Origin of the sequence: Eikenella corrodens (assembly GCF_003990355.1) — a bacterium.
Classification (GTDB): domain Bacteria; phylum Pseudomonadota; class Gammaproteobacteria; order Burkholderiales; family Neisseriaceae; genus Eikenella; species Eikenella corrodens_B.
Genome location: NZ_CP034670.1, coordinates 2268995 through 2295980, shown reverse-complemented (window position 1 = coordinate 2295980; position 26986 = coordinate 2268995). Strand labels below are relative to the sequence as shown.

General features: G+C 57.4%; 25 protein-coding genes. 18 read left to right on the top strand and 7 right to left on the bottom strand.

What is annotated here, in order from left to right:
* The first annotated feature begins 127 nt into the window (after nt 1–127).
* From ELB75_RS11655 to ELB75_RS11635, 5 genes are all read left to right on the top strand, one after another.
* Nucleotides 128–1027 carry a recombination-associated protein RdgC gene (locus ELB75_RS11655; RefSeq protein ID WP_126984037.1) on the top strand — a complete coding sequence of 300 codons (900 nt, stop codon included), beginning with the start codon at nt 128–130 and terminating at the stop codon, nt 1025–1027.
* 78 nt (nt 1028–1105) lie between these two features.
* Complete coding sequence (locus ELB75_RS11650) at nt 1106–1642, top strand: surface-adhesin E family protein (RefSeq protein WP_064088927.1); 537 nt, start codon at nt 1106–1108, stop codon at nt 1640–1642.
* A 67-nt stretch (nt 1643–1709) separates the two neighbouring features.
* Nucleotides 1710–2225 carry a surface-adhesin E family protein gene (locus ELB75_RS11645; protein WP_126984036.1) on the top strand — a complete coding sequence of 172 codons (516 nt, stop codon included), beginning with the start codon at nt 1710–1712 and terminating at the stop codon, nt 2223–2225.
* A gap of 100 nt (nt 2226–2325) precedes the next feature.
* The gene (gene dcd / locus ELB75_RS11640) at nt 2326–2892 is read left to right on the top strand and encodes a dCTP deaminase (RefSeq protein ID WP_126984035.1); all 567 of its coding nucleotides are present in this window, start codon (nt 2326–2328) and stop codon (nt 2890–2892) included.
* Between the two features lie 66 nt (nt 2893–2958).
* Nucleotides 2959–3594 carry a hypothetical protein gene (locus ELB75_RS11635; protein ID WP_126984034.1) on the top strand — a complete coding sequence of 212 codons (636 nt, stop codon included), beginning with the start codon at nt 2959–2961 and terminating at the stop codon, nt 3592–3594.
* A 334-nt stretch (nt 3595–3928) separates the two neighbouring features.
* On the opposite strand, the gene ELB75_RS11630 is transcribed toward ELB75_RS11635, so the two are convergent.
* Complete coding sequence (locus ELB75_RS11630) at nt 3929–5011, bottom strand: TerC/Alx family metal homeostasis membrane protein (RefSeq protein WP_126984033.1); 1083 nt, start codon at nt 5009–5011, stop codon at nt 3929–3931.
* A gap of 260 nt (nt 5012–5271) precedes the next feature.
* On the bottom strand, nt 5272–7665 hold the full coding sequence (ppsA, locus tag ELB75_RS11625) for a phosphoenolpyruvate synthase (protein ID WP_126984032.1): 2394 nt from the start codon (nt 7663–7665) through the stop codon (nt 5272–5274).
* Between the two features lie 170 nt (nt 7666–7835).
* Here ppsA and ppsR point away from each other — a divergent pair, with 170 nt between their 5' ends.
* Complete coding sequence (gene ppsR, locus ELB75_RS11620; RefSeq protein WP_126984031.1) at nt 7836–8660, top strand: posphoenolpyruvate synthetase regulatory kinase/phosphorylase PpsR; 825 nt, start codon at nt 7836–7838, stop codon at nt 8658–8660.
* A 287-nt stretch (nt 8661–8947) separates the two neighbouring features.
* Here ppsR and pyrG read toward each other — a convergent pair whose 3' ends face one another.
* Nucleotides 8948–10579: a CTP synthase gene (gene pyrG / locus ELB75_RS11615; RefSeq protein ID WP_126984030.1), complete on the bottom strand. Its 1632-nt coding sequence runs from the start codon at nt 10577–10579 to the stop codon at nt 8948–8950.
* Nucleotides 10580–10776: 197 nt separating this feature from the next.
* On the opposite strand from pyrG, the gene gmk reads away from it, so the two are divergent.
* The 4 genes from gmk (at nt 10777) to ELB75_RS11595 (ending at nt 14611) form a co-directional block, all read left to right on the top strand.
* Nucleotides 10777–11403 (top strand): guanylate kinase, encoded by a 627-nt coding sequence (gmk, locus tag ELB75_RS11610; protein ID WP_431306062.1) that lies wholly within the window; start codon nt 10777–10779, stop codon nt 11401–11403.
* Nucleotides 11404–11485: 82 nt separating this feature from the next.
* Nucleotides 11486–11692, top strand: a complete 207-nt coding sequence (rpoZ, locus tag ELB75_RS11605) for a DNA-directed RNA polymerase subunit omega (protein WP_126984028.1) — start codon at nt 11486–11488, stop codon at nt 11690–11692.
* Between the two features lie 2 nt (nt 11693–11694).
* Nucleotides 11695–14223 (top strand): RelA/SpoT family protein, encoded by a 2529-nt coding sequence (locus tag ELB75_RS11600; protein WP_126984027.1) that lies wholly within the window; start codon nt 11695–11697, stop codon nt 14221–14223.
* A 103-nt stretch (nt 14224–14326) separates the two neighbouring features.
* The gene (locus tag ELB75_RS11595) at nt 14327–14611 is read left to right on the top strand and encodes a DUF3079 domain-containing protein (protein WP_126984026.1); all 285 of its coding nucleotides are present in this window, start codon (nt 14327–14329) and stop codon (nt 14609–14611) included.
* 446 nt (nt 14612–15057) lie between these two features.
* Here the strand turns inward: ELB75_RS11595 and ELB75_RS12740 are convergent, their stop codons facing one another.
* Both ELB75_RS12740 and cls read right to left on the bottom strand, forming a co-directional pair.
* Nucleotides 15058–15507: a hypothetical protein gene (locus ELB75_RS12740; protein ID WP_206501458.1), complete on the bottom strand. Its 450-nt coding sequence runs from the start codon at nt 15505–15507 to the stop codon at nt 15058–15060.
* 269 nt (nt 15508–15776) lie between these two features.
* Complete coding sequence (gene cls, locus ELB75_RS11585; protein ID WP_126984025.1) at nt 15777–17234, bottom strand: cardiolipin synthase; 1458 nt, start codon at nt 17232–17234, stop codon at nt 15777–15779.
* A 274-nt stretch (nt 17235–17508) separates the two neighbouring features.
* Here cls and ELB75_RS11580 point away from each other — a divergent pair, with 274 nt between their 5' ends.
* Nucleotides 17509–18447: a D-2-hydroxyacid dehydrogenase gene (locus tag ELB75_RS11580; RefSeq protein WP_126984024.1), complete on the top strand. Its 939-nt coding sequence runs from the start codon at nt 17509–17511 to the stop codon at nt 18445–18447.
* 125 nt (nt 18448–18572) lie between these two features.
* Here the strand turns inward: ELB75_RS11580 and ELB75_RS11575 are convergent, their stop codons facing one another.
* A complete protein-coding gene (locus ELB75_RS11575) occupies nt 18573–19736 on the bottom strand; it encodes a 5-(carboxyamino)imidazole ribonucleotide synthase (RefSeq protein ID WP_126984023.1) in 1164 nt (387 codons plus the stop codon).
* Nucleotides 19737–20190: 454 nt separating this feature from the next.
* Here ELB75_RS11575 and kdsA point away from each other — a divergent pair, with 454 nt between their 5' ends.
* The 5 genes from kdsA to ELB75_RS11550 all read left to right on the top strand — a co-directional run bounded on the left by kdsA (nt 20191) and on the right by ELB75_RS11550 (nt 24672).
* Nucleotides 20191–21042: a 3-deoxy-8-phosphooctulonate synthase gene (gene kdsA, locus ELB75_RS11570; RefSeq protein WP_126984022.1), complete on the top strand. Its 852-nt coding sequence runs from the start codon at nt 20191–20193 to the stop codon at nt 21040–21042.
* Between the two features lie 21 nt (nt 21043–21063).
* A complete protein-coding gene (locus ELB75_RS11565) occupies nt 21064–21459 on the top strand; it encodes a DUF4870 family protein (RefSeq protein ID WP_206501457.1) in 396 nt (131 codons plus the stop codon).
* A gap of 102 nt (nt 21460–21561) precedes the next feature.
* The gene (ung, locus tag ELB75_RS11560; protein ID WP_126984021.1) at nt 21562–22221 is read left to right on the top strand and encodes a uracil-DNA glycosylase; all 660 of its coding nucleotides are present in this window, start codon (nt 21562–21564) and stop codon (nt 22219–22221) included.
* A 14-nt stretch (nt 22222–22235) separates the two neighbouring features.
* Nucleotides 22236–22925 carry an energy-coupling factor ABC transporter permease gene (locus ELB75_RS11555; RefSeq protein ID WP_126984020.1) on the top strand — a complete coding sequence of 230 codons (690 nt, stop codon included), beginning with the start codon at nt 22236–22238 and terminating at the stop codon, nt 22923–22925.
* A 343-nt stretch (nt 22926–23268) separates the two neighbouring features.
* On the top strand, nt 23269–24672 hold the full coding sequence (locus ELB75_RS11550; protein WP_126984300.1) for a DEAD/DEAH box helicase: 1404 nt from the start codon (nt 23269–23271) through the stop codon (nt 24670–24672).
* A gap of 36 nt (nt 24673–24708) precedes the next feature.
* Here ELB75_RS11550 and ELB75_RS12570 read toward each other — a convergent pair whose 3' ends face one another.
* Nucleotides 24709–24873: a hypothetical protein gene (locus ELB75_RS12570; protein ID WP_164726901.1), complete on the bottom strand. Its 165-nt coding sequence runs from the start codon at nt 24871–24873 to the stop codon at nt 24709–24711.
* Here ELB75_RS12570 and dnaB point away from each other — a divergent pair.
* Both dnaB and ELB75_RS11540 read left to right on the top strand, forming a co-directional pair.
* On the top strand, nt 24862–26250 hold the full coding sequence (gene dnaB / locus ELB75_RS11545) for a replicative DNA helicase (protein WP_126984019.1): 1389 nt from the start codon (nt 24862–24864) through the stop codon (nt 26248–26250). The two genes, ELB75_RS12570 and dnaB, sit on opposite strands and share 12 nt — an antisense overlap.
* 60 nt (nt 26251–26310) lie before the next feature.
* Nucleotides 26311–26982: a GspH/FimT family pseudopilin gene (locus ELB75_RS11540; RefSeq protein ID WP_241236083.1), complete on the top strand. Its 672-nt coding sequence runs from the start codon at nt 26311–26313 to the stop codon at nt 26980–26982.
* The last annotated feature ends 4 nt before the right edge of the window (nt 26983–26986 follow it).

Here is a 26986-nt window from a genome sequence, read left to right as displayed (position 1 = left end):
GAAGTTCACGCTTTCAGGTAGCCTTTGGCAAAAGCAAGCCTGCGCGGGAAGTTTTAGTAGGAACGGCAAACCGGCCGGATTGGCGGTATAATGCCGCGCTTTGAAACAGACGGAAACAACAAGCAAAATGTGGTTTAAACAAGTTAGCTTTTACCCCCTCAACAAAGACAAACTGCCGGATTTGGAAACCCTGTCCGCCAAATTGCAAGAGGCCGAATTTGCCCCGCCGCAGGGTTTGGACTGGTTTGGCGAAGGCTTTGCCCCGCCGGAAGGGTTTTCGCCGGAATTGGTGTTCCCCGCCGATTTCACCTGGAGCGTGGCGCTGAAAAAATCCGAAAAAGTGCTGCCCGCTGGCGTAATCCGCGAGATTTTGGACGATAAAATCGCCGAAATCCAAGAAGCTGAAGCGCGCACCGTGGGGCGTAAAGAAAAGCAGGAGCTCAAAGAACAGATTACGGACGACCTGTTGCCCCGCGCCTTTACCCGCAGCAGCAGAACGCAGGCCGTGTGCGACACGCGCAGCGGCTTCCTGCTGGTAAACCAAGCCTCGGCCACCCGTGCGGAAAATCTGCTGGCCAAGCTGCGTGAAGCCTTGGGCGGGCTCGAAGCCAAACTGCCGAACACCAAACAATCGCCCTCTTCGCTGATGACCGAATGGCTGCTGCAAGGTGCTTGCGGCGGCGGTTTTGAGTTGGATGATATGTGCGAACTCAAAGGCACGGGCGATGCCGCGCCCACCGTGCGCGTGTCGAAACAGGATTTGACCGCCGACGAAGTGGTACAGCACGTGAAAACCGGCAAAACCGTTACCCAGCTCGGCCTGGTATGGCGCGAGCAGATTGCCTTTGTACTCACCCAGGATTTCACGCTCAAACGCATCCAATATCTTGATGTATTGCAGGAAGAAGCCGAAAGCCACGGCGACGATGCCGCCAGCCTGGCCTTTGCCTCGCAAATCCTGATGGCCGAAGCACTCTCCGCCCTGCTGCAGGAATTGGTGTCGCTTCTGGGCGGCTGGCAGGAGTAAACGCCGGTTTTCCAGGTAGCCTGCGTCTCCCAAACAAAGGCTACCTGAAAACAGTAGGAAACATAAAAAGGAAAGAAGATGATGTGGAAAAGTGCTTTACTGGCTTTACTGCTGTTTTCAGGTAGCCTGTATGCCCAAGGGCAACCCAACCACCAGCCCGGTTTCGAACAGATAAAAGAGGGGGATAACCCCGTGTATATAAGCACTATCGGGGTGACGGAAATACCGGAGAAACCAGATGTGGTTACTTATCCGTTAATTTCCAACATCACAGCGGATATTCCCGGCTTCAGCCTAGCTAAAGGCTCTTCCGTGGTGGTTACAATGGAGATGAACTGTCGTACAGGACAGGGTAAGACATATGGTATGAAAATGTATAGCGAGCATTTCGGCCGGGGCAGGCTGACACATGATTTTACTGGTTTACAGTGGGAGCGAGATGCCAGCTTGCCCAATTTGCACAGCCAACCAGCTATTACTACCTATCTGCTGGCTGCTGTTGTGGCCTGTTCCACAGTAGGGAAGCCGCTTGGTGGTACACCTGATGTGCTCCAAAATATTCAAGATATTATCGAACGCGAACAAGCTGCAAACCGGGTTCGCCATAGGCAATAATTTTTAGGTAGCCTGCATTGAGTGGGCTACCTGAAAATCCAACACATCTTCCGCAAAGAGATTAAATATGAAGAACAGGATATTGTTAGCCTTACTGCTACTCTCAGGCAGCCTGCATGCCCAAGGAGAAACTGACGAACCGGGCTTTATCAAAATCGTACAACGGGCAAACCCGTTATATTGGGGTGTGCAAGGCATTACTTCTGTGCCCGGCAAACCGAACACAATCACCTATCCGCTGGTTACTAATATCATTACAGATCAGCCGGGCTACCCCTCAATTAAAGGGCAGTCAATCGTGATGACCGTAGAAATAAACTGCCAAACCGGGCAGGGGCGGGCATATGGTATGCGGGTACATAGCCAACATTTTGGACGTGGGCAGCTAGTGCGCAACTTTACCGCCACAGATGGGGAGGAAACTATTAACCTGCCCGAATTATACAAACAGCCAAATACTTCTATTTATTTGGTTAGCACCGCCATTGCCTGTCAAACGGTTGGCAAACCGCTTGCCGGCGATCCCGAAATCCTGCGGGATATTTTGAATGGACGTGGCAGAAGCACTTCGCCTTGGCAATAAAAACAAACCCCCTTCCCTACCAACACAGCCTTTGGCTGCCTGAAAGAATAAATGGAGATTTTCAGGTAGCCTCCCTCTAAACCAACCCAGGACAAACACCATGAGCATCAAATCCGACAAATGGATACGCCGCATGGCCGAACAGCACGGCATGATTGAGCCGTTTGAGCCCAACCAAATCAAAGAACACGACGGCCGCCGCATCATTTCCTACGGCACGTCCAGCTACGGCTACGACATCCGTTGCGCCAACGAATTCAAAATCTTCACCAACATCAACAGCACCATCGTCGATCCCAAAAACTTTGACCCGAAAAACTTCGTGACCGTGGAAGACGACTGCTGCATCATCCCGCCGAACTCCTTCGCGCTGGCACGCACGGTGGAATATTTCCGCATCCCGCGCAACGTGCTTACCGTGTGCCTGGGCAAATCTACTTATGCGCGCTGCGGCATCATCGTGAACGTAACCCCGTTCGAGCCGGAATGGGAAGGCTATGTAACGCTGGAATTTTCCAACACCACGCCGCTGCCCGCCAAAATCTATGCCGGCGAAGGCGTGGCGCAGGTGCTGTTTTTTGAAAGCGATGAAATCTGCGAAACATCCTACAAAGACCGCAAAGGTAAATACATGGGGCAAACCGGCGTTACCCTGCCCAAGGCGTAAGGCTGACGGCATGAATAAAGGCTACCTGAAAATTTCAGGTAGCCTATTTCGCACTAGGCATCAGTGATGAAACATTTTGAGATTTTAACTGACACACCTTCTATCGAAGCATTACGCCATCTGCTTGGGCTGCCTGTGGTTGAGATTTATACACATCGAATCATTGAGCACCATACTCCTTTGCTCTACCCCTTCGATGAAACTGAACCCCAAGACGATTTCTACATGTCGGATCAACTGTCTGGCAATAGCTGGCTGTTCCCATGCCAAAATCAATATGTGCTCATTGCAACGGATTGGGGCGATTTGCAAGAATTATATTGGCGCGATTTTTATACACGCGATTGCAAAATATTGGCAGCAAAGGATATAAAAGGCTCAACTTTGTTTATTAAGTTAGAACAGCCATTTATCCTGGATAGCGTGAGGCAAATTGAACTTTATGCATGGCAGGCTTCGGAAGATATTGGCTATTTACTAAGCGATTGTGCGATTAGACTGATTGCAGAGAATGGGCAATCTATCATGATTGCAAATGACAGCAACATACTGGGCTCCAGCCGAATTATTCTGCGCCCAGAATTTCAAAAGCGGTTTATAGACAAATTCTGCGCATTTCCAAGAATGCTCATCACACAGAGCGGTGTTCAGTTGTGTGAAATTCCTCCTATGGAACGTTGCAATTGGGATGGTTATCGTTAAAACACGCCACCAAAAAGGCTACCTGAAATTTTCAGGTAGCCTATTTCGTACTAGGCATCAGTGATGAAACATTTTGAGATTTTATAGTGAATTAACAAAAACCAGTATGGCGTTGGCTCGCCTTGCCGTAACGTGTGTACTGTCTGCGGCTCGCCGCCTTGTCCTGATTTTTGTTAATCCACTATAGCCGGAAGAGGATGGTTTGCCGATATTCGGCATGGTTGCATGCTTGGACGGTGATCATTTGATAATCGGGTGAATGTTTTCAGGTAGCCTCTACACGCAAGAGAGGCTACCTGAAAATTTGTTTGCGGTGGGCCGCTGTGTTTGATGTTTACGGCTGTTTGTCTGGCTCGTCTGTTTTGCTTTTTTCCGGGAACACGAAAGAGGCGGCCACGCCCAAGGCCAGCACCGCCAGCACCACTGCCAGCGAGGCGTTGGGCGAAATTTCGTAGCCGTGTTGGAACAGGTGCGCGGAGGCGGAAAGCGCCAGCTTCGCCGCGATAAAGAACAGCAGCGCCACCACGGCTTTTTCCAGGTGCACCAAATAGCCGCGCAGGGCTTCGAGTACGAAATACATGGTGCGCAGGCCGAGGATGGCGAACATCATGGCACTGTACACAATCAGCGGCTCTTTGGATACGGCAATCACCGCCGGCACGCTGTCGAAGGCAAACATCACGTCGGAAATCTCGATAATGGCCAAACACAAAAACAGCGGCGTGGCCACCAGTGCGCCTTTTTTCACCGGCTGCGGGAGGTTCTGCTCCGGGTGTTTCAGGTCTTCGCCGGCCGGCTCGAGGTGCACGTCGGGATTTTGGCGGCAGGCTTCGGTGAGCCCGTGGCTGCGCAGGAAGAAATTGTGCCCGTGGAGGCGCGGCCATACCGGGAAGAAACGGTGCACCCAGCGGTAGGCCAGGTGTTCGGAGTAGTCTTCATTGGCTTCTTCCTCTTCATCGCGGCGCAGCATCATGATGCCCGTCCAGCCCACCACCGCGGCAAACACGAGCTCTACATAAGGCCCCAGCGCCATCAGGCCGGTGCCGATAGCCACGAACACCATGCGGAACACAATCGCGCCGATGATGCCCCAATACAGCACGCGGTGGCGGTAGGCCTCCGGGATTTTAAACCAGGAAAACACGGCCATAATCACGAATAGGTTGTCCACCGACAGCACTTTTTCCAGCGCATAACCGGTGAAAAACAGGCTGGCCGTCTCGCTGCCGTGGTGGAACCACAAATAGCCGCCGAATGCCAGCGATACCGCAATCCAAAACACCGACCACAGCGCGGCGCTTTTGAGCGACATGGGCTTGTCGCTGCGGTGGGCAAACAGATCGATGGCAATCGCGCCCACGGAGAGGACAACGAAAACGGCAACAGTTTCCGGCGGAAAACCTAAATGGGTGGTCATGTGAGGGAATCCTTATGGTGGTGTGTACGGGCTACCTGAAAAACCGGCTACCTGAAATTTCAGGTAGCCTGTTGCGGTGCGGCATTGTAATTCATGCTGCCTGCGGCGGCAGCAAAATTTGCATATTGCTGCAAAATGCAGCACGGCTTGCCTTCTATGCGGGTGGGCAAAGCGTAATTGAGGCTACCTGAAAACTCCGCTATGCAAAAATAGCGGCGTGGCGTTTTCAGGTAGCCTTTGCTATGGTTTGCTAGCCTAGCTTACTGCTTGGGCGGCAGCTCTTTGGCCAGATAGAGCCAGGTTTCAATCACGGTATCCGGGTTCAACGAAATGGTTTCGATGCCTTGTTCAACCAGCCATTTGGCGAAGTCGGGGTGGTCGGACGGGCCTTGGCCGCAGATGCCGATGTATTTGTTCAGCTTGCGGCAGGCTTTGATGGCCAGGTGCAGCATCACTTTCACCGCCGGATCGCGCTCGTCGAAGGTGCCGGCAATCGGGCCGCCGCTGTCGCGGTCTACGCCGATGGTGAGCTGGGTCATGTCGTTGGAGCCGATGGAGAAGCCGTCGAAGTATTTCAGATACTGTTCGGCCAGGATGGCGTTGGTGGGCAGTTCGCACATCATAATCAGGCGCAGGCCGTTTTTGCCACGCTCCAGGCCGTTTTCTTTCAGTGCTTTCACCACGGCTTCGGCTTCATGCAGGGTGCGCACGAAGGGAATCATGATTTCCACGTTGGTGAGCCCCATTTCGTCGCGCACGTATTTCAGGGCGCGGCATTCGAGCGCGAAGCACTCTTTGAAGTCGGGCGAAATGTAGCGGGCGGCGCCACGGTAGCCGAGCATGGGGTTTTCTTCGTGCGGCTCGTAGATATTGCCGCCAAGCAGGTTGGCGTATTCGTTGGATTTGAAGTCGGACATCCGCACGATTACCTTTTTCGGGTAGGCGGAGGCGGCGATGGTGGCGATGCCTTCGGCCAGTTTGTCCACGTAGAAATCCACCGGTGAGGCGTAGCCGGCGATGCGCTCGTTAATCTGCGCCTGCAGTTCGGCATCCTGGCGGTCGAATTCGAGCAGGGCGCGCGGGTGGATGCCGATTTGGCGGTTGATGATGAATTCCATGCGTGCCAAGCCGATGCCCTCGCTGGGCAGGTTGGCAAAGCCGAAGGAGAGCTCGGGGTTGCCCACGTTCATCATGATTTTCACCGGCGAAGCAGGCATGTTGTCCAGCGCCAAATCAATCACTTCCACTTTCAGCAGGCCGTCGTAAATCAGGCCGGTGTCGCCCTCGGCGCAGGATACGGTTACGCTTTGGCCGTGGGCGAGCACATCGGTGGCATCGCCGCAGCCCACTACCGCCGGAATGCCCAATTCGCGGGCGATAATGGCAGCGTGGCAGGTGCGGCCGCCGCGGTTGGTCACGATGGCGGAGGCGCGTTTCATCACCGGTTCCCAATCCGGGTCGGTCATGTCGGTTACCAATACGTCGCCGGGCTGCACTTGGTCCATTTCGGCTGCGCTTTTAATCAGGCGCACGGTGCCCTGGCCGATTTTCTGGCCGATGGCGCGGCCTTCGCACAATACGGCGGATTTGTTTTCGATACGGTAGCGGCGCAGGGTGCTGTTGCGTTCTTCTTGCGATTTCACGGTTTCGGGGCGGGCCTGCAGGATGTAGAGCTTGCCGTCCAAGCCGTCGCGACCCCATTCGATGTCCATCGGGCGGCCGTAGTGTTCTTCAATAATCAGCGCGTATTTGGCCAATTCGGTGATTTCTTCGTTGCTGATGGAGAAGCGTTTGCGTTCGGCTTCGTCCACGTCCACCACCTGTACGGATTTGCCGGTTTCGGCGGTATCTGTGAACACCATTTTAATCAGTTTGGAGCCCATGGTTTTGCGCAGGACGGCGGGGCGGCCGGCGCGCAGGGTGGGCTTGTGCACGTAGAATTCGTCGGGGTTTACCGCGCCTTGCACCACGGTTTCGCCCAGGCCGTAGGAGGCGGTTACGAACACCACTTGGTCGAAGCCGGACTCGGTGTCCATAGTGAACATCACGCCGGAAGCGCCGCTGTCGGAGCGCACCATGCGCTGCACGCCGGCGGAGAGGGCCACCACGTCGTGCTCGAAGCCTTTGTGCACGCGGTAGGAGATGGCGCGGTCGTTATAGAGCGAGGCAAACACATGGTGCATCGCTTCTTTCACGTTTTCCAAGCCTTGGATATTCAGGAAGGTTTCCTGTTGTCCGGCAAAGGAGGCGTCGGGCAAGTCTTCGGCGGTGGCGGAAGAGCGCACGGCCACGGAAATTTGGTCGGTGCCCGCATCGGCCACCAGTTTGTCCCATGCGGCTTTGATGTCGGCTTCCAACTCGGCGGGGAAGGGCGTTTCCAAAATCCATTGGCGGATTTGCGCGCCCACGCGTGCCAGCTCGGCCACGTCGTCTACATCCAGCCCGGCCAGCGCGGCGGAAATGCGCTCATTCAGGCCGTTGTGCGACAAAAATGCGCGGTAGGCTTCGGCCGTGGTGGCAAAGCCGCCGGGCACGCGCACGCCTTTTTCAGCCAGCTGGCTGATCATTTCGCCCAAGGAGGCGTTTTTGCCGCCCACCTGTTCCACGTCGGTCATACGCAGATTTTCAAACCAGATTACATTCTTGCCAGACATGATTCTATTCCGTCCTGTGGGGTAGTTAAGGGAAAACGGCGGTATTGTAGCCGCTGGCCGTATTTCTGTCATGGGCTACCTGAAACTTGAAGCGCAAAAGCTGCTAAAATAAGCCGTTTTCAAACCTGTTTGCCCACCCGCATTTAAAGGCTACCTGAAAGGAATCGACCATGCCTCCCTGCACCCGCCACGCCATCTTTATTTCCGACCGCACCGGCCTCACCGCCGAGGGCATGGGCGACGCCCTGCTCAACCAGTTCGACGACATCGAATTCAAACGCCTCACCTATCCCTTTATCGACACCCCCGAAAAAGCCGAGCGCGTGGTGGCCGAAGTGAATAAAATTACCGACGGCTGCAACCTGCGCCCCATCATCTTCACCAGCATCGTGAACGAAGACATCCGCCACATCATCCGCAACTGCAACGGCCTGCACCTGAGCTTTTTCGATGCCTTCATCAACAAACTGGAAGAAGAGCTCGGCACCCAGGCCGTGCTGCAAGTGGGGCGCACCCACGGCATCCAAAACACCGAGCGCTACGACGCCCGCATGGAAGCCGTCAACTTCTCCCTCAACCACGACGACGGCGTATCCGCCAAAGACCTCGCCGATGCCGACGTCATCCTCATGGGCGTCTCCCGCAGCGGCAAAACCCCCACCTGCCTCTACCTCGCCCTGCAATACGGCATCCGCGCCGCCAACTACCCGCTCACCCCCGACGATTTGGACAGCACCGACCTGCCGCGCATGGTAAAGCCCTTCAAATCCAAAATCTTCGGCCTCACCATCGATCCCGCCCGTTTGCACCACATCCGCACCGAGCGCCGCCCCAACTCCCAATACGCCAGCCCGGAAAACTGCCGGCGCGAAGTGCACGAAGCCGAATCCATGTTCCGCCAGCACGGCATCCCCCACACCAGCACCACCCACAAATCCGTGGAAGAGCTGGCCGCCGGCATCATGCTCGCCTGCAAACTGCAGCGCCGCACATAAACCGCACTGCGGCAATATAAATAAGGCTACCTGAAAGCACGGCTTACCGTTTCAGGTAGCCTCTTTTCAGGCAGCCTTTCGTTTGGCAGCCAATCCAAGCCGCGATATGGCAGGTAATTTAACTGCGCTGCGGAGTTGATTCGTTTTGCCGCACTTTCGCACTGCCTGCGGTTTGCCCTGGTGTCGGAAATCTGTAGCGCCCTTATTGTTTCATCCGCTATAAAAGGCTACCTGAAAACCCTCGCGGGCTTTTTCAGGTAGCCTTTCTTCAAGCCGACGGCCAGTGTTTATTCCTTATGCTGCAAGGCGGCTTTCACAAACGAGGCGAACAGCGGGTGCCCTTTGCGCGGCGTGGAAGTGAATTCGGGGTGGAACTGGCTGGCGAAGAACCAGGGGTGCGCGCCCTGCGGCAACTCGATGGTTTCCACCAAACGTTCGCGCCCGCCGGATACGCCGCTGATCACCAGCCCGGCCTTTTCCAGCACCGGTACGAAATGGTTGTTTACTTCATAACGGTGGCGGTGGCGTTCTTTGATGTTGGTGCTGCCGTAGATGGCGGCGGCCAGGCTGCCGTCGGCAAGCGCCACTTCCTGCGCGCCCAAGCGCATGGTGCCGCCCAAATCGGCGTGTTCATCGCGTTTTTCCACCGCGCCGTCGGCGGTTTGCCATTCGTCAATCAGCGCCACCACGGGATAGGGCGTTTTCAAATCGAATTCGGTGGAGTTGGCGCCTTCCATGCCGGCCATGTGGCGGGCAAACTCGATGAGCGCAATCTGCATGCCGAGGCAGATGCCCAAATAGGGCACTTTGTTTTCGCGGGCATAGCGGGCAGCGGCGATTTTGCCTTCCACGCCGCGCACGCCGAAACCGCCTGGCACGAGGATGGCATCGAAGTTTTTCAGGCAGTCCGTGCCTTCGGTTTCGATGTTTTCGCTGTCGATATAGGAGATGCGCACTTCGGTTTCGGTGTGGATGCCGGCGTGCTTCAGGGCTTCGCTGAGCGATTTGTAGGATTCGGTCAGGTCCACATATTTGCCCACCATGGCGATGTGCACGGTGTGCTTCGGATGCTCGATGGCATACACGATTTTGCGCCATTCGGTGAGGTCGGCCTGGCGGATGTTGAGCTGGAGCTGCTCGCAAATGGCATCGTCGATGCCCTGGCCGTGCAGCATTTCGGGGATTTTGTAGATGCTGTCGGCATCGTAGCAACCGATTACGGCACGCTCTTCCACGTTGCAGAAGAGGGCGATTTTGCGCCGCTCTTCTTCGGGCAGCGGCCTGTCCATGCGGCAGATGAGCACGTCGGGCTGGATGCCGATTTCGCGCAATTCTTTCACCGAATGCTGGGTGGGCTTGGTTTTGATTTCACCGGCGGCGGCGATGTAGGGGACGTAGCTTAAGTGCACGAACAGGGTGTTGGCGCGGCCGAGCTGGCTGCGCATCTGGCGGATGGCTTCCAAAAACGGCAGCGATTCGATGTCGCCCACCGTGCCGCCGATTTCCACAATAGCCACGTCTTTATTGGCCGCACCTTCGTGGATGCGGCGTTTGATTTCGTCGGTGATGTGCGGAATCACCTGCACCGTGCCGCCCAAATAGTCGCCGCGCCGCTCTTTGGCAATCACGTTTTCATACACCTGCCCGGCGCTGAAGCTGTTGGCGCGGGTGAGCTTGGCGTCGATAAAGCGTTCGTAGTGGCCGAGGTCGAGGTCGGTTTCCGCGCCGTCTTCGGTTACGAACACCTCGCCGTGCTGGAAAGGGCTCATCGTACCGGGGTCCACGTTGATATACGGGTCCAGTTTGAGCATGGTAACGTTCAGCCCGCGCGATTCGAGGATGGCGGCAATAGAAGCGGCGGCGATACCTTTCCCTAAGGAAGATACCACGCCGCCGGTTACGAAAATAAATTTGGTCATGATGCAATGCCCGATTTGGAAAGCGTAATTTTACCCCGTTTCCCGCAAAAGCAAAAGCGCGGGGATTTTCGGTTTTCAGGTAGCCCGCCTGAGTAAAGGCTACCTGAAAACCACGCGCCGGCAAAGTGCCCGGCCTTGGCCGCCGCCCTTTCAAAGCCTTGGGCGCTATGCGATAATACGCCCGAACTTCCACCAAAATTTCCCGCACCATGCAAGGCAATATTTTCGTTATTTCCGCCGCCTCCGGCACAGGCAAAACCACGCTGATCGCCCGGCTGCTGCAGCACCACTCCGACATCCGCGTGTCCGTTTCCCACACCACCCGCGCCCCGCGCCGCGGCGAGGAAAACGGCAAACACTACCACTTCGTCAGCGTGCCCGAATTCGAGCGCATGATAGAAGAAGGGCAGTTTGTGGAATACGCCAAAGTGTACGGCAACTATTACGGCACCAGCACCCAAAGCCTGGAAAGCCTCACCCGCCAGGGCGTCGACGTTATCCTCGAAATCGACACCCAAGGCGCGGAGCAAATCCGCCGCCAGCTGCCGCAGGCCTACAGCATCTTCATCGCCCCGCCTTCCCTGGCCACTTTGGAGCAGCGCCTGCACCAACGCGCCGCCGACGCCCCGCAGGTGATTGCCGTGCGGCTGGCCGAAGCGCGCAACGAAATCGAGCAGGCGCGCCTGTTTGACTACTTGGTGGTGAACGACGACCTCGCCGCCGCCGAAGCCGCCCTGCTGCACATCATCAAATCCCAGCGTTTCCATCTGGAAAGCCAAACGCCCTTCCTCACCGGGCTGCTCGGCAGCGGCGGCAACGCTTAATTTTATTTTCAGGTAGCCCCGGCTGCCCGCAGGCTACCTGAAAACATTTATCCCATTCACTCATCACATAAAGGAACACATCATGGCACGCATTACCGTAGAAGACTGCATCGGCCGCATCCCCAACCACTTCAACCTCACCCTGGCCGCCGCCTACCGCGCCCGCCAGCTGGCCAACGGCTCCAAACCGCTGGTGGACGACATCCGCAACAACAAACCCACCGTAACCGCCCTGCGCGAAATCGCCGCCGGCCAAATCGGCGAAGAAATCCTCTCCCGCAGCAAATAACCATGATTGCCCCCAGCGCCGATTATGCCGCCCCCGTTGCCGCCTGGCGCGAGCACCTGTTTGCCCAAACAGGCTACCTGAAAAAAATGGAACGCTGGTCCCTGCTCGAAGCCGCCTGCGTTTACATTTACGATACCGCCGCCAAACAGGGGCAGCCCGAGCGGCTCGAACGCGCCTTCCGCCTCACCGCCGCGCTGGCCGAAGAAAAACAGCGCGTGCACGCCCTGTGCGCGGTGCTGGTGCAAATTGCCATGGAAGACCTCGGCACACAGGCCGATCCCGCCTTTTTGCAGTCCGCGTTCGGCGAAGTGTGCGCCGAAATCGCCGCCCATATCCACACAGATACCGAAGCCGGCCAAGAAGCCCAGCTTGCCCAGTGCCGCCGGCAAATCAACGAGGTATACCGCCTCATCATCGAACGCAGCCGCCAATCCCTGCTGCGCGCCGCAGGCTACCTGAAAACCGAAGACCAAAACCTGCTCAACCGCGCCTGCGATTTCGGCATCCGCGCCCACCAAAACCAATTCCGCAACAGCGGCGTGCCCTACATCACCCACCCCATGGCCGTAGCCCAGCAGCTGGCCGAATGGCATATCGACGCCCAAGGCCTGTGCGCCGGCGTGCTGCACGACGTGCTTGAAGACACCGGCACGAGCAAAGAAGAGCTGGCCGCCGAATTCGGCCAGGCCATTGCCGATATGGTGGACGGCCTCTCCAAGCTGGAAAAACTCGAATACGACAGCCAGGCCGAGCATCAGGCCGAGAGCTTCCGCAAGCTCATCATGGCGATGACCAAAGACATCCGCGTCATCATCGTCAAGCTCTCCGACCGCCTGCACAATATGCGTACGCTGGATGCCAAAAAGCCCGACAGCCGCTGCCGCATCGCCCGCGAAACGCTGGAAATCTACGCCCAGCTCGCCAACCGCATCGGCCTCAACCATGCCTACCGCGAGCTGCAAGACCTCTCCTTCAAATACCTGCTGCCCAACCGCTATGCCGTGCTCGAGCGCGCCCGCCAAGCCAGCCGCCGCAACCGCCGCGATGTGGTGGGCAAGGTATTGAGCGCCTTCAGCCAGCGGCTGGTGAGCGCCAACATCGAAGCCAAAATCCGCGGCCGCGAAAAAAACCTCTACAGCATCTACAAGAAAATGCAGGACAAAAAACTGCATTTCTCCGAAGTGATGGATATTTACGGCTTCCGCGTCATCGTCAACAACATTCCCGCCTGCTACGCCGCCCTCGGCGCGCTGCACAGCCTCTATAAGCCCAAGCCCGGCCACATCAAAGACTACATCGCCATCCCCAAGGCCAACGGCTACCAAAGCCTGCACACCACCCTGGTCGGCCCCTTCGGCCTGCCCATCGAAGTGCAAATCCGCACCCGCGAAATGGATAAAGTGGCCGAAGAAGGCGTGGCCAGCCACCTGCTCTACAAAAACCCCGCCACCGACCCGGCCGCCCAACGCACCCACCAATGGTTGCAAAACATCCTCGATTTCCAAGCCCAGGGCGATAACGCCATCGAATTCCTTGAGCATGTGAAGGTGGATTTATTCCCGCGCGAAGTGTATGTATTCACGCCGAAAGGCAAAATCCTCGTGCTGCCCGAAGGCGCCACGCCCGTGGATTTCGCCTATGCCGTGCACACCGACATCGGCCACCGCTGCATTGCCGCCCGTGTCAACAACAACATGGTTTCTCTGCGCACCCGCCTGCGTACCGGCGACAGCGTGGAAATCATCACTTCCAACACCGCCCGCCCCAATCCGGCCTGGCTCAACTTCGTGATTTCCGGCCGCGCCCGCAGCGCCATCCGCAACAAACTCAAAAACATCGACCGCGGCGATGCCGTGCGCCTGGGCGAGCAGCTGCTGCAACGCGCCCTCACCGCCCTGCTGCCCCAAGAGCTCCTGCTCTCCGAAGACCTCAAGCAAAGCTATCTCGACGACCTCAGCCGCAAAAACACCAGCTTCGAAGACATCCTCTACGATGTGGGCATGGGCCGGCTTGCCCCCGTATCCGTGGCCATGCACATTGCCGAAATTGCTGGCCGCCAGCCCGAGGGCAACGGTGTGAGAATTGCCCCCATCAGCGTGGGCAGCAGCGACAGCGGCCGCGTCCAACTCGCTTCCTGCTGCCACCCCATCCCCGGCGACAGCATCAAAGCCCTGCTCGTGAAAGACCACGGCCTCATCATCCACCGCGACACCTGCCCCAACACCCTCAAAGCCCCGCCCGAGCAACAACTGGATGCCAACTGGGAAGGCATCGAGCAAAAGAAAACCTACCACACCGGCATTACCGTATCCGCCAAACGCGCCCACGGCCTGCTCGCCGCCATGGCACAAGCCGTATCCGGGCATGGTGCAGACATCGAATCGGTCGATACCCTCAGTTCTGCCCAGGAAAACAGCGAAGGCTTCATCGAATTCAGCTTCAGCCTGCAAGTATCCAACCTCGGGCAGCTGGAGCAAATCATCAGCGCCCTATATGCTATTTCGCAGGTGCGCAAAGTGCAGCGCCAATGAAAACGGGATGTTTGCCCCTGCAGCAGCGAGCAACACAGCAGCAGGCATCCCGCTTCCAGCCCACGCCGCCATGTTTCAGACCACGTTAATAAGGACACACATCATGGCCAAAAAATTCCCCATTTTTCCCAAACACCCCGAACGCATCTGCTGGGGCTGCGACAAATACTGCCGCGCCGAAGACCTGCAGTGCGGCAACGGCTGCGAACGCATCCAACACCCCATCGAAACCGACGGCCCCGAATGGTATAAAAACGGCGACTGGAGCAACCTGCTCAGCGAAGAGCAGCAAATCGAACTCGGCCTCAAAACCGCCCCTGCGCCCGCCCCGGAAGCACCGTCCAAACCTGCCAAACCGCACATCAAACTGCCTGTGAAGCAACATTAGCCTGCACACGGTTTTCAGGTAGCCTCTATGTTGCTATAGTGAATTAACAAAAACCAGTACAGCGTTGTCTCGCCTTGCCGTACTATTTGTACTGTCTGCGGCTCGCCGCCTTGTCCTGATTTTTGTTAATCCACTATAAAAGGCTACCTGAACATGCAGCACGGCAGGGTTTCCGCAATGCTCAGAATTTCAGGTAGCCTTTGGCGGGGCAGGGTGTAGGCGGAGAGCTGCAAACCATATTGTTATAGTGGATTAACAAAAACCAGTACGGCGTTGGCTCGCCTTGCCGTACTATTTATACTGTCTGCGGCTCGCCGCCTTGTCCTGATTTTTGTTAATCCACTATACATAAGGGCGTTGGCAACGCCGTATCATTGCAATTTTAATCCACTATAAAAACACCGCCGGGCTTTCCGGCGGTGTTTTCAATACGGCTGCAATCGGGCTTATTCGCCTGATTTAGCGTCTTCGATATCTTCAGCAATGTCTTTTTCCAGCTGGCTCATCAGAGCATCACACTCCTGCTTACGCTGTTCGGGAGTGGTTTTCATCATGTTTTCCTGGATGTTTTTCATGTTCTGGCGCAGAGGGGCGTACATGTCGGCAAACTCTTTGCGGCGTTGCTCGTCTTTGATGCTGCCCAGGTACTCTTCAATTTTGTTTTCCCAAGGCTGGCACCAGTGTTCGCCGGCAGAGGCGGCGGCAGAAGCATTAGATGCAGAGGCAGCGGGTGCGGAAGCAGCCGGGGCAGAAGCTGCGTCGCTGGCAGCAGGTGCGGAAGCAGCCGGAGTAGAAGCTGCGGAAGCGGCAGAGGCAGCGGTCGGAGCGGAGTTGTCACCGCAGGCGGTCAGGGCGAAAGCTGCAATCAAAGCGGCGAATACGGAAGTTTTCTTCATGGTTGGTCCTTTGTATAAAGTTGAAGGGGGAAGGTCTGTTGTAGCAAATGAATAATACTGCCTTAACCGGCTTTGCCAACACTGCTTGGCACTATCTGCGACGCGGCGTTTTGTCTTGGTTTTTATTCGTGCGCTATAAAAGAATGTGCTTATCTTAACATAAACAATTTTCCGCCCCAAGTACAACAATACAAAATCGTTCTCAGGCAGCCTTCGGTTTTGGTAAAGATGCCGATTTGTCACGGCCAAAGGCAATGGTTTGGCCGCTCCTACAGCAACGGGCTGGCCAGCCGCACGCAACGTTCGGCAAAGCGGCGGATGCGCGGGCGCTGCTGCCATTTTTTCAGCTCCACTTCTTCGCAGTCTTTCAGGTAGCCTTGCAATAGCGCGGCCACGGCGGCCACGGCGTCTGGCGAATAAAGGGCAAGGCTCACTTCGAGGTTGAGGTAGAAACTGCGCATATCCATGTTTACCGTGCCGAACAGGGCAAAGCGGTTGTCCACCACCACCGCCTTGGTGTGCAGCAGGCCGCCGCCATACATTTTCAGCCTCACGCCCGCATCCAAAAGCGGCTGGTAGTAGGCGCTGCTGGCGTAGCGCACCAGGCGCGAATCGTTGCGCTTGGGCAGAATCAGGGTTACTTCCACGCCGCGCCGGGCGGTCATGGTGAGCGTGTTGAGCAAGGCTTCGTCCGGCACGAAATAGGGCGTGCTGATGAGCACGGATTCCTGTGCCACGTTCAGCGCGTTTGCCAGCACATCGTACACCAGCGAAGTATCGCCGCCCGGATGCGAGGGCAGCACTTGTACGATTTCATTGCCGCTGCCGGCGAAGCGTTCGGGCGTGCTGCTGAGGTAGCCGCCGAGGTATTCCAGGGTGGCATTGAGGTTGTGCGCGTTTTCCACCGCCCAATCGCCATAGAACACCGCCGCCAATTCCTGCGCCGCCACGCCTTCGCAGCGCAGCACCGCGTCCACCCATTCGCCCACGCCCGCGCCCTGCTTGAAGAGTTTGGGGTCGACCAGGTTGTAGCTGCCGGTATAGGCGATGCGGTAGTCTGCCACCAAGATTTTGCGGTGGTTGCGCAAATCGGCGCGCACCCACAGCGAGCTGATCAGCCCGAAGGGCAGGGCGGGGGTAATCTCCACCCCGGCCTCGCGCAGCCGCTCCGGCCAGTCCGACAGCCAAAAGCCCTGGCTGCCCAGCGAGTCGGCCAGAAGCTGGCAGCGCACGCCACGATCCGCCGCGCGCATTAGTGCATCCAGCACCGCCTCCACTCGGCCGCTGCCTTCCACGATATAAAACTCCAGCAGGCAGCAATGCTGTGCCGCATCAATATCGGCCACGAAGGCCTGCAAAATTTCGTCGGTATCGGACAGCAGGCGCACGCTGTTGCCGCCCGTGGGCGCGTAGCCCGCCTTGCCCTGCACGAAACGTGCCAACTGGCTGAAACGGATATCCTCCACCGGCGCCGCTTCTGGCGGCAGGAAACGGTCGGCAAATTCGTCGTGGAAGGCTTGCAGCTCCGCCCGACGCGCCGCACGCAAACGCCCCAGCTTCGGCTCACCGATCAGCAGATAGGCCGCCACGCCCACAAACGGGAAGGCAAACAGGAGCGTGAGCCAGGCCAGCGCCGCACTGCCCGAACGGCGGGCGTAAATCACCCGCAGGGCAATGCCCAGCGTGAGCAGAAAGTGCGCGCTTAGAAAAACGTTCGACCAACTCATATGTTTTGAAACTGAAAACCGGGAAAAGCGGCAGTATAGCCGCTGTGAAGGCTACCTGAAAACATAGCCGCAACAAAATGGGATCGTGCGCGGCAGCGTTGCGGCCAAGGTAAATTGCCATGTCAATGCCATCCGCACAGGCCGCCGCAAGCCGATAGGGGCTACCTGAAAACAGGCCGCGCAGATTTTCAGGTAGCCTTTCCGCCTGCCCCGGTTTCGCGCTATACTCGCTGCAGGCCATATCGTCTTCCATCCCTGTTTCAAGGAGCCGCCCATGCACATCGTCTTCCTCGACCGCGACACCCTTCCCGCCCGCCCGCTCTCTTTCCACTTCCCCCACACCCTGCACGAATTTCCCGCCACCGCGCCCGAGCAAACCAACGCCCACCTCGCCGGCGCGCAAATCGCCATCACCAACAAAGTTGCCATCCGCGCCGAACACCTCGCCGCCAACCCCCAACTCAAACTCATCGCCGTGGCCGCCACCGGCTACGACCACATCGACCTGGCCGCCGCCAAAGCCGCAGGCGTTACCGTGTGCAACGTGCGCAACTACAGCAGCGAAAGCGTGGCCCAGCACGCCTTCATGATGCTGCTCGCCCTCATCCGCCGCCTGCCCGACAGCATGCGCGACATCGCCGCCGGCGCCTGGCAGCAATCCCCCCAATTCGTCCATTTCAACGCCCCCATGCACGACCTCGGCGGCAAAACCCTCGCCATCTTCGGTCGCGGCAACATCGGCCGCACCCTCGCCGGCTACGCCCAGGCCTTCGGCATGAAAGTCATCTGGGGCGAACACAAACACGCAGCCGCCGTGCGCGAAGGCTACACCCCGTTTCAGGTAGCCTTGCAGCAGGCCGATGCCGTTTCCCTGCACTGCCCGCTCAACGAGCACACCCGCCACATGATCGGCGAGGCCGATCTGCGCCTGATGAAACCCACCGCCATCCTCATCAACACCGGCCGCGGCGGCCTTGCCGACGAACAAGCCGTATCCGCCGCCCTGCAACAAGGCCGGCTCGGCGGCGCCGGTTTCGACGTGCTCAGCCAAGAGCCGCCGCACCAAGGCAACCCTCTGCTTGCCCCGCTGCCCAACCTCATCGTTACCCCGCACATCGCCTGGGCCAGCCAGGAAGCCCTGCTCAACATGACCGAAATCCTCGAAGCCAACATCACCGCCTTCGCCGAAGGCAGGCCGCAAAACGTGTTGTAGGCCGTGTGGGCAAGATAAAGGCTACCTGAAGATTTCAGGTAGCCTTTGCCCACCAATCAATCCTGTTTCCACTTTCCGTGAAGATAAGGCCGCCGTTTCCGGCAGCCCTGTTAGGTTGGCGTGTGCTAATTCCCTTTGCGCTGCAGCTGCCGCTGCAATTTGTGCGCAAGCATAAACGCGATGTCGGCAGACTGGGAAGAAAGCACGGTGAAGTGCCCCATCTTGCGCTTCGGGCGGGCGTCTTTTTTGCCGTAGAGATGCAGCCGTACGTCGGGGCGTTGCAGGAGCGGCAGCCAGTTTACTTTGCCTTCGGGCAGCCAAATGTCGCCCAAGAGGTTGGCCATGCTGCAGCAGGAGAGCAGACGGGTGTCGGCAGGCGGCAGGCCGCACATGAGGCGCACTTGCTGCTCGAATTGGTTGCTGGCGCAGGCATCCAGGGTGTAGTGGCCGGAATTGTGTGGGCGCGGGGCGATTTCGTTCACAATCAGTTTGTGGTCGTTGCCGATAACAAACATTTCCACGGCCAGCACGCCGACATAATTCATGGCTTCGGCCAGCTGGCAGGCCATTTCCTGCGCCTGCTTCTGCACTTCGTCGGGCAGGCGGGCGGGCACGATGGAGTAGGCCAGGATGCCGTCTTCGTGGCGGTTTTCGGCGGGCGGGAAGCATTTCACCTGCTGGCTGTTGAGCCGGCACACGATTACGGAAATTTCGGAATGCAGGTTGAGCATTTTTTCCAGCACGCAGGGCACGCCGCCGAGCTGTTTGAAGGCGGCGCGGGCTTCTTCCGGGCTGGACACGCGCACCTGGCATTTGCCGTCGTAGCCGAGCATGGCGGTTTTGACGATGCCGGGCAGCAGCGGCTCGACGGCTTCGTCGGTGAGGTCGGCTTCTTGGGTAACGGGCAGATAAGGCGCGGTTTGGAGGCCGGCTTTGGCTATCCAGGCTTTTTCCTGAATGCGGTTTTGGGCAATTTCCACACTGTCGCCGCTGGGGCACACGCGGGTTTCCAAAGCCAGGGCGCGCATGGCTTGGGCATTGACGTTTTCAAATTCGGTGGTAACGGCGGCGCAAGTGGACAGGTCGGCCAGGGCGCCGAGGTCGTCATACGGGGCGCAGATGTGTTTGTCGGCCAGGGCGGCGGCGGGGGAGTTGGGGTCGGGATCGAGCACGGTTACGCCGTAGCCCATTTGTTTGGCGGCCACGGTAAACATCCGGCCCAACTGGCCTCCGCCCAAAATGCCCAGCATGGCGGGCGGTAAAATCGGCGTTGTTTTTGCTTTGGTCATGTTCCACTTTCTGCACCCCGAGGGCGCGCTGTCGGCCGGGCTGAAGCAAACGCCAGCCTCTGTTTGCTTGAGGTTCCGGCGGCGGCTGGCGGTGTGTTTGCTTGCAGCAAACGCATTACCTTAATGTGGCGCATTGTACTCAAATCTCGACACCAAGCCTAGTGCAGGCAGACTACATAGCAGGCAATTCATTGGTTTGCCTGCCTTTCCCAAAAAGGCTACCTGAAAATAGATAAACTGCTTAACCCTTGTTTTAGCTTCGCAGAAGCTCGTCTGCTTTCGGTAACCTCGGTCCGCTCCGCAGAAACTCGGCTGCTTTCAGCAAACTCGTTTTAGCTCCGCAGAAACTCGGCTGCCTTCGGCAACCTCGTTTTCAGGTAGCCTTCCGTTTCATTCCATCCTTTTCCGCTATAATCTCGTCATCTTTCATTCAACCAAACAACGGACACACGCCATGCAAACCGCTCTTTCGCAAATCCCGCTTCACGGCTTTACTATTGCCAACCACCGCCCCTTCGTTTTGTTCGGCGGCATGAACGTGCTGGAAAGCCGCGATTTGGCCATGGAAATTGCCGAAACTTATGTGGAAATTTGCCGCAAGCTGGATATTCCCTATGTGTTCAAAGCCAGCTTCGACAAGGCCAACCGCTCCAGCCTGCATTCTTTCCGCGGGCCGGGTTTGGAAAAGGGTTTGCAATGGCTCGCGGATATTAAATCAGCCTACAACGTGCCGGTAATTACCGACATCCACGAGCCCTACCAAGCCGCACCGGCGGCGGAGGTGGCCGATATTTTACAGCTGCCGGCCTTTTTGAGCCGCCAAACCGATTTGGTGCACGCCATGGCGTGCACCGGCGCGATTATCAACGTGAAAAAGGCGCAATTCCTCGCCCCGCACGAAATGCGCCACATCATCAATAAGTGCCTGGAAGCGGGCAACGATAAAATCATCTTGTGCGAGCGCGGCTCTGCCTTTGGTTACAACAATTTGGTGGTGGACATGCTCGGCTTCGACACCATGAAGCAGATGAACGTGCCGGTGTTTTTCGACGTAACCCACAGCCTGCAGCAACCCGGTGCACGCAGCGATTCGGCCGGCGGGCGGCGCGAGCAGATTGTTACCTTGGCGCGCGCCGGCATGGCGGTGGGGCTGGCCGGGCTGTTTTTGGAAGCCCACCCCGATCCCGAGCAGGCCAAGTGCGACGGCCCCTGCGCCCTGCGCTTAAGCCAGCTCGAGCCTTTCTTGAGCCAGCTCAAGCAGATTGACAATCTGGTGAAAGGTTTTGCCGAGCTGGATACGCATTAACCCCCTGCAAGGAGTGTCATCATGACTACGCAACCCGATTCCGCCTACCCCGTGCCCACTGCCAACACGCCCACGCCCGAGCAACGCAACTATATGTATGTGATTTACGGCTTGTATGCATTGGGTGTAATCAGCTTTGCCATGCCCACCATCATCGGCGCCATCGTGGCTTATGTGAAGCGCGACGATATGCGCGGCACGATTTATTTCGACCACATCCAATTCCTGCTGCGCACTTTTTGGGGCAGCCTAATCGGCTTTGCGGTGGGCTTCCTGCTGATCATCACCTTGATCGGCACGATTATCGGCGTGCCGCTGGTGGTGCTGGTTTGCTTTTGGTATCTCTTCCGCGTAGTGGTCGGCGTTGTGCGTTTAATTGACAATCAACCCGTTACGCCGGACGGCTGGCTGATGTAACCAAAGGCTACCTGAAAATAGCGTTTTCTGTTTTCAGGTAGCCTTTCCCAAGGCATCCCGCTTATTTTCAGGTAGCCTCTTTCCATCTCATAAGGAAACCCCATGCAAACTTGGCACGAAGCCATCGGTGCGGAAAAGCAGCAACCCTATTTCCAACACATTATCCATAGCGTGCACAACGAGCGCACAGCCGGGCAGATTGTGTACCCGCCCGCCGCCGACGTGTTCAACGCCTTCCGTGCGACCGAGTTCGGTCGGGTGCGCGTGGTCATCCTCGGGCAAGACCCGTATCATGGCGCCAACCAAGCACATGGACTAGCCTTTTCCGTGCGCGAAGGTGTGGCCGTACCGCCATCTCTAGTGAATATTTACAAAGAGTTGGCGCAAGACATCCCCGGCTTTCAAATCCCCAAACACGGCTATCTGCAAAGCTGGGCGGAGCAGGGCGTGCTGCTGCTCAACACCGTGCTCACCGTACGCGCCGGACAGGCGCATTCCCACGCCGCGCTGGGCTGGGAAACCTTCACCGACCACGTGATTGCCGTGCTCAACGAAGGGCGCGAACACTTGGTATTCATGCTGTGGGGCAGCCATGCCCAGAAAAAAGGCGCCATTATCGACCGCGCCCGCCATCTGGTGCTCACCGCGCCGCATCCCTCGCCGCTTTCCGCCCACCGCGGCTTCTTCGGTTGCCGCCATTTCTCGCAAGCCAACGCCTATTTGCAACAGCACGGCCTGCCGCCGATTGATTGGCAAATTTGAGCCCCTAACACCCCATGAATTTCCCCGCTCACTGGTTCCCCCTGCCTTGGTTGCTGGCCGCCGATGTGCTGTGCCTGCTGCTGTTTGCCGCTGCCCTACGCCCGGCCTTGGCAACATGGCGCACGCACCGCCAAGCGGCATGGGTTGGGCTGTTGATTGTGGCGCTGTGCTGGAGCCTGCGCGCCGCACCGGTTGGCGGGATGCTGGGCGGGTTGAGCTACCATCTGCTGGGTACCGGCTTGCTGGCCTTGATGGTGGACATTCCGGCTGCATTTTGCCTGGCCGTATTGCTGCTGTTGCCCTATATCTGGCTGTGGCAGGGCGTGGACGATTTGAGCGTGGCGGGGCTAACGGTTTTGGCCGGTATCGTGCCACCGCTGGCCGGTGTGGCGCTGGCGCGGCAAATCGTGCGTCGGCTGCCGCGCAACCTGTTTATCTACATCTTCCTCAACGGCTTTTTCGCCGCCGCGGCCGGTATCTTGCTCAGCGCAGCGGTCAACGGAGTGTTGCTGTATTTGGCCGGGGTATTTCCCACCGCCATCCTTCTGGGCTCGGTGCTGCCGGTGTTCTTTCTGATTGCCTGGGGCGAAGCCTTCCTCACCGGCCTGCTGTCGGCCATCTTCATCGCCCTCAAGCCGCATCTGATCACCACCTTCTCCGATGCCGACTACCTGCGCCAAAATACGCGGCAAATCTGGAAATAGGCCGCTGCAAAGGCTACCTGAAAACCGGTTTTTCAGGCACAATACGGCCTGTTCGGCATCTTGCATTGTCGGCCTTTTATTTGAATTTCGTTGAAGCCCACGTTTTCAGGTAGCCTCCGCCCGGGTTTCCCGGCAGACGCCTACTCCCGAAACCCTTTTCGTGGCATTTTGCCGTGTCGGTTTGCGCGCAACTCAAGCGTCCTGCCGGCCTGCTTGAATTTCGTTACCGCCTATATTTTCAGGTAGCCTTCAGCCTTTGCCGGCCGCATTTATCCAAACCGCCGCCAAAGCCTATCCCCATTCCCCGCAGCCGCCCATCGTGCAGCTGCCACACGGAGCAAATATGAACAATCCCTTCACCAATCTCGGCCTTTCCGCCGAAATCACCGCCGCGCTGGCCGACCAGGGCTACGAACAGCCCACCGCCATCCAAACCGCCGCCATCCCCAAAGTATTGGCCGGACACGATCTGCTGGCCGCCGCCCAAACCGGTACCGGCAAAACCGCCGCCTTCATGTTGCCCAGTCTGGAGCGCCTGCGACGCTATGCCACCACCAGCACCTCGCCCGCCATGCATCCGGTACGCATGCTGGTGCTCACCCCCACCCGCGAACTGGCCGACCAAATCGACCAAAACACCGCCGCCTACATCAAAAACCTGCCGCTGCGCCACACTGTGTTGTTCGGCGGCATGAATATGGACAAACAAACCGCCGACCTGCGCGCCGGCTGCGAAATCGTGGTGGCCACCGTGGGCCGCCTGCTGGATCATGTGCAGCAAAAAAACATCCGGCTGGATAAAGTGGAAATCGTGGTGCTCGACGAAGCCGACCGCATGCTCGACATGGGCTTCATCGACGACATCCGCCGCATCATGCAACTTTTGCCCAAGCAGCGCCAAACCCTGCTGTTTTCCGCCACTTTCTCGCCGCCCATCCGCAAGCTGGCGCAGGATTTTATGAACCGGCCCGAGCAGGTGCAAACCGCGCCTCAGAACACCGCCAGCGCCAGCGTCGAGCAGCACATCATCGCCATCGACACCGCCCAAAAGCGCAACCTGCTGGAGCGGCTGATTGTGGACTTGCACATCAATCAGGTAATCGTGTTCTGCAAAACCAAGCAGAGTGTTGATCAGGTAGCCCGCGACCTGAAACGGCGCGGCCTCAGCGTGGCGCCGATTCACGGCGACAAATCGCAGCAAACCCGTTTGGAAACGCTCAACGCTTTCAAGGCTGGCGAACTGCGCGTGCTGGTGGCCACCGACGTGGCCGCGCGCGGGTTGGACATTGCCGAGCTGCCCTTCGTGATCAACTACGAAATGCCCACCCAGGCCGAAGACTATGTGCACCGCATCGGCCGTACCGGCCGCGCCGGAGCAGAGGGCGTGGCCATCTCGCTGATGGACGAAGACGAGCAGAAAATGTTTGAAGCCATTAAAGAACTTATTGGCAAAGAACTGCCGGTGGAGCGGATTGAAGGCTTCGAACCGCGCTGGTGGCCGCAGCAACAGGAAGGCGGCCGCCCCGCTGCCGAACACGCCCCGCGCGACACACGCGAGCCGCGTGAAGCACGCAACAGCCGCCGCGGCCGCAACGCAGACAGCCGCAGCAAATCCTCCGCACGCGGCAGCTACGCCGACAACAGCCCCGAGCAGGAATGCGGACGCATCCCCGGCCGCCGTCACCGCAGCCGCCGCCACCGCCCGGTGTGCGCATTGGTGCAACCGAATTACGGCATTGATGGTTGAGCGGCCTGCCTGCACCATTGTGAATCTGCCCTGTATTCAGGCGAAAAAGTGACGGAATTTGTCAGTCTGTCTTGCCTGATACACATAATTTCGGAGGCTACCTGAAAAATAAACCGCGCCGGTTTCAGGTAGCCTCCAAGCCGCATACCGAATAACGATATTTTCAGGTAGCCCCTGCCGCCGACCATTATGGATATTCAAGACCAAGACAACGAAAGCCTCGCCCTGCCGCCGCACTCCATGGAAGCCGAACAGTCGGTATTGGGCGGGCTGATGGTGGATTCCTCCGCCTGGGACCGCATTGCCGGCACCATCTCGGAAGAAGATTTCTACCGCTACGAACACCGCCTGATTTTCCGCGCCATCGCCCATCTGGCCGAACGCAACCGCCCGGCCGACACCATTACTGTGGAAGAGGTGTTGCAGCGCGAAGAAGTGCTGGAAGAAGCCGGCGGCTTTGGCTATCTGGTGGATTTGGCACAAAATACCGCTTCCGCCATCAACATCTCCCGCTATGCCGAAATCGTGCGCAGCCGCTCCATCATGCGCCAGCTCGCGCAAGCTGGCACAGAGATTGCTAGAAATGCTTACAATCCGCAAGGCAGGGACGTCAAACAAATGTTGGACGAGGCGGAAGCCAAAATCTTTAAAATCGCCGAAAGCACCAGCAGAGTGCAACACGAATTCTTAGAGATGCCTGCCATGCTGAAAGAAGCCGTCGACAAAATCGATAAGGCTTACTCAAGGGAAAATAAAGACGATGTAACCGGCATTCCGACCGGATTCATCGATCTAGATAAAAAAATAGCCGGGTTGCACGGCGGCGATCTCATCATCGTTGCCGGGAGGCCGGCAATGGGGAAAACCGCTTTTTCATTGAATATCGCGGAAAACGTTGCTATCAGTACGCACCTGCCCGTTGCCATCTTCTCGATGGAAATGGGCGGGGTGCAGCTGGTAATGCGTATGCTCGGTTCGGTTGGGAGACTGGATCAGAGCCTGCTCAAAACCGGTCAATTGCAGGACGAACATTGGGCCAAGCTCAATGAAGCCCTGCACAAACTGTCAGACGCCCCCATCTTTATCGACGAAACCCCTGCCTTGAATTCGCTGGAAGTCCGCGCCCGCGTGCGCCGATTGGCCAGAAGGAAAGGTAAATTGGGGTTAGTGGTTATCGACTACTTGCAGCTGATGAGCGGCACCGGCCACAACAGCAACAACCGCGCGGCGGAATTGGGGGAAATCTCCCGTTCGCTCAAATCGCTGGCCAGAGAGTTGGATATTCCGATTATCGCCCTCTCGCAGCTGTCGCGTACCGTCGAATCCCGCACCGACAAACGCCCCATGATGTCCGACCTGCGAGAGTCCGGTGCCATCGAGCAGGATGCCGACCTGATTATGTTCATGTATCGTGATGAATACTACCACCCCGATACCGACAAAAAAGGCATGGCCGAATGCATCATCGGCAAACACCGTAACGGCCCCACCGGCAAAATCCCGCTGGTGTTTACCGGCGAATTCAGCAAATTTGACAACGCCGTTTACAATGGGCATACTTACTTTACTGAAGAATAAGAACAATCTTAATCAATTCGCCTATTTTTATGCCCCATTTCCCATTTTAAAGTGATGGCCATGAAGACACGACAGCATACACAGGGCTTTACCCTGATAGAACTGATGATTACCATAACCCTGATCGGGATTATGGCTACGATTGCCATACCAAGCATGCGGGATTTCCTCGTTCGACAGCGCTTGGCGAGCGACGTAAACCGCGTAACTACCCTGTTTAATTTCGCCCGTTCCGAAGCTGTGCGCCGTAACCAGCCAGTATTGATCTGTGGTGGTATCACTATAAAATCAGACGGCAAACCGAACAACGGCTGCGGGACCATACGGGGTTCCAACAAAGCATTTTTGGCATTCGTCGATAAAGACAACAACAACAACTACAACAACAATAATGATGAAGCTTTGCGCTCCGCGCTGTTGAGCCGGGACGGTGATATTCGAATCATCACGCTAGGCCTTGATTTTACCCCTAAGGACGGCAACCAGAAAGCAGCCCGTTTTTCCTTTCTGCCCAACGGTACTTTTGCCGTCGGTCTAATGCAAACTGGCTCCTCAATCCCAACATACGATTATTCCGCCAATTACGCCCGAATTACCGCCAGTAATGGCAACCATGTATATATGTCCTTAGTGGCACCGAGTGGTCGCGTGATTTCCTGCGGCTCCCTGACCAAGGCACAATTTGATTCGCTGTTGGGGAATGATTATAAAACCTATTGCGCGTTTAACTAACTTC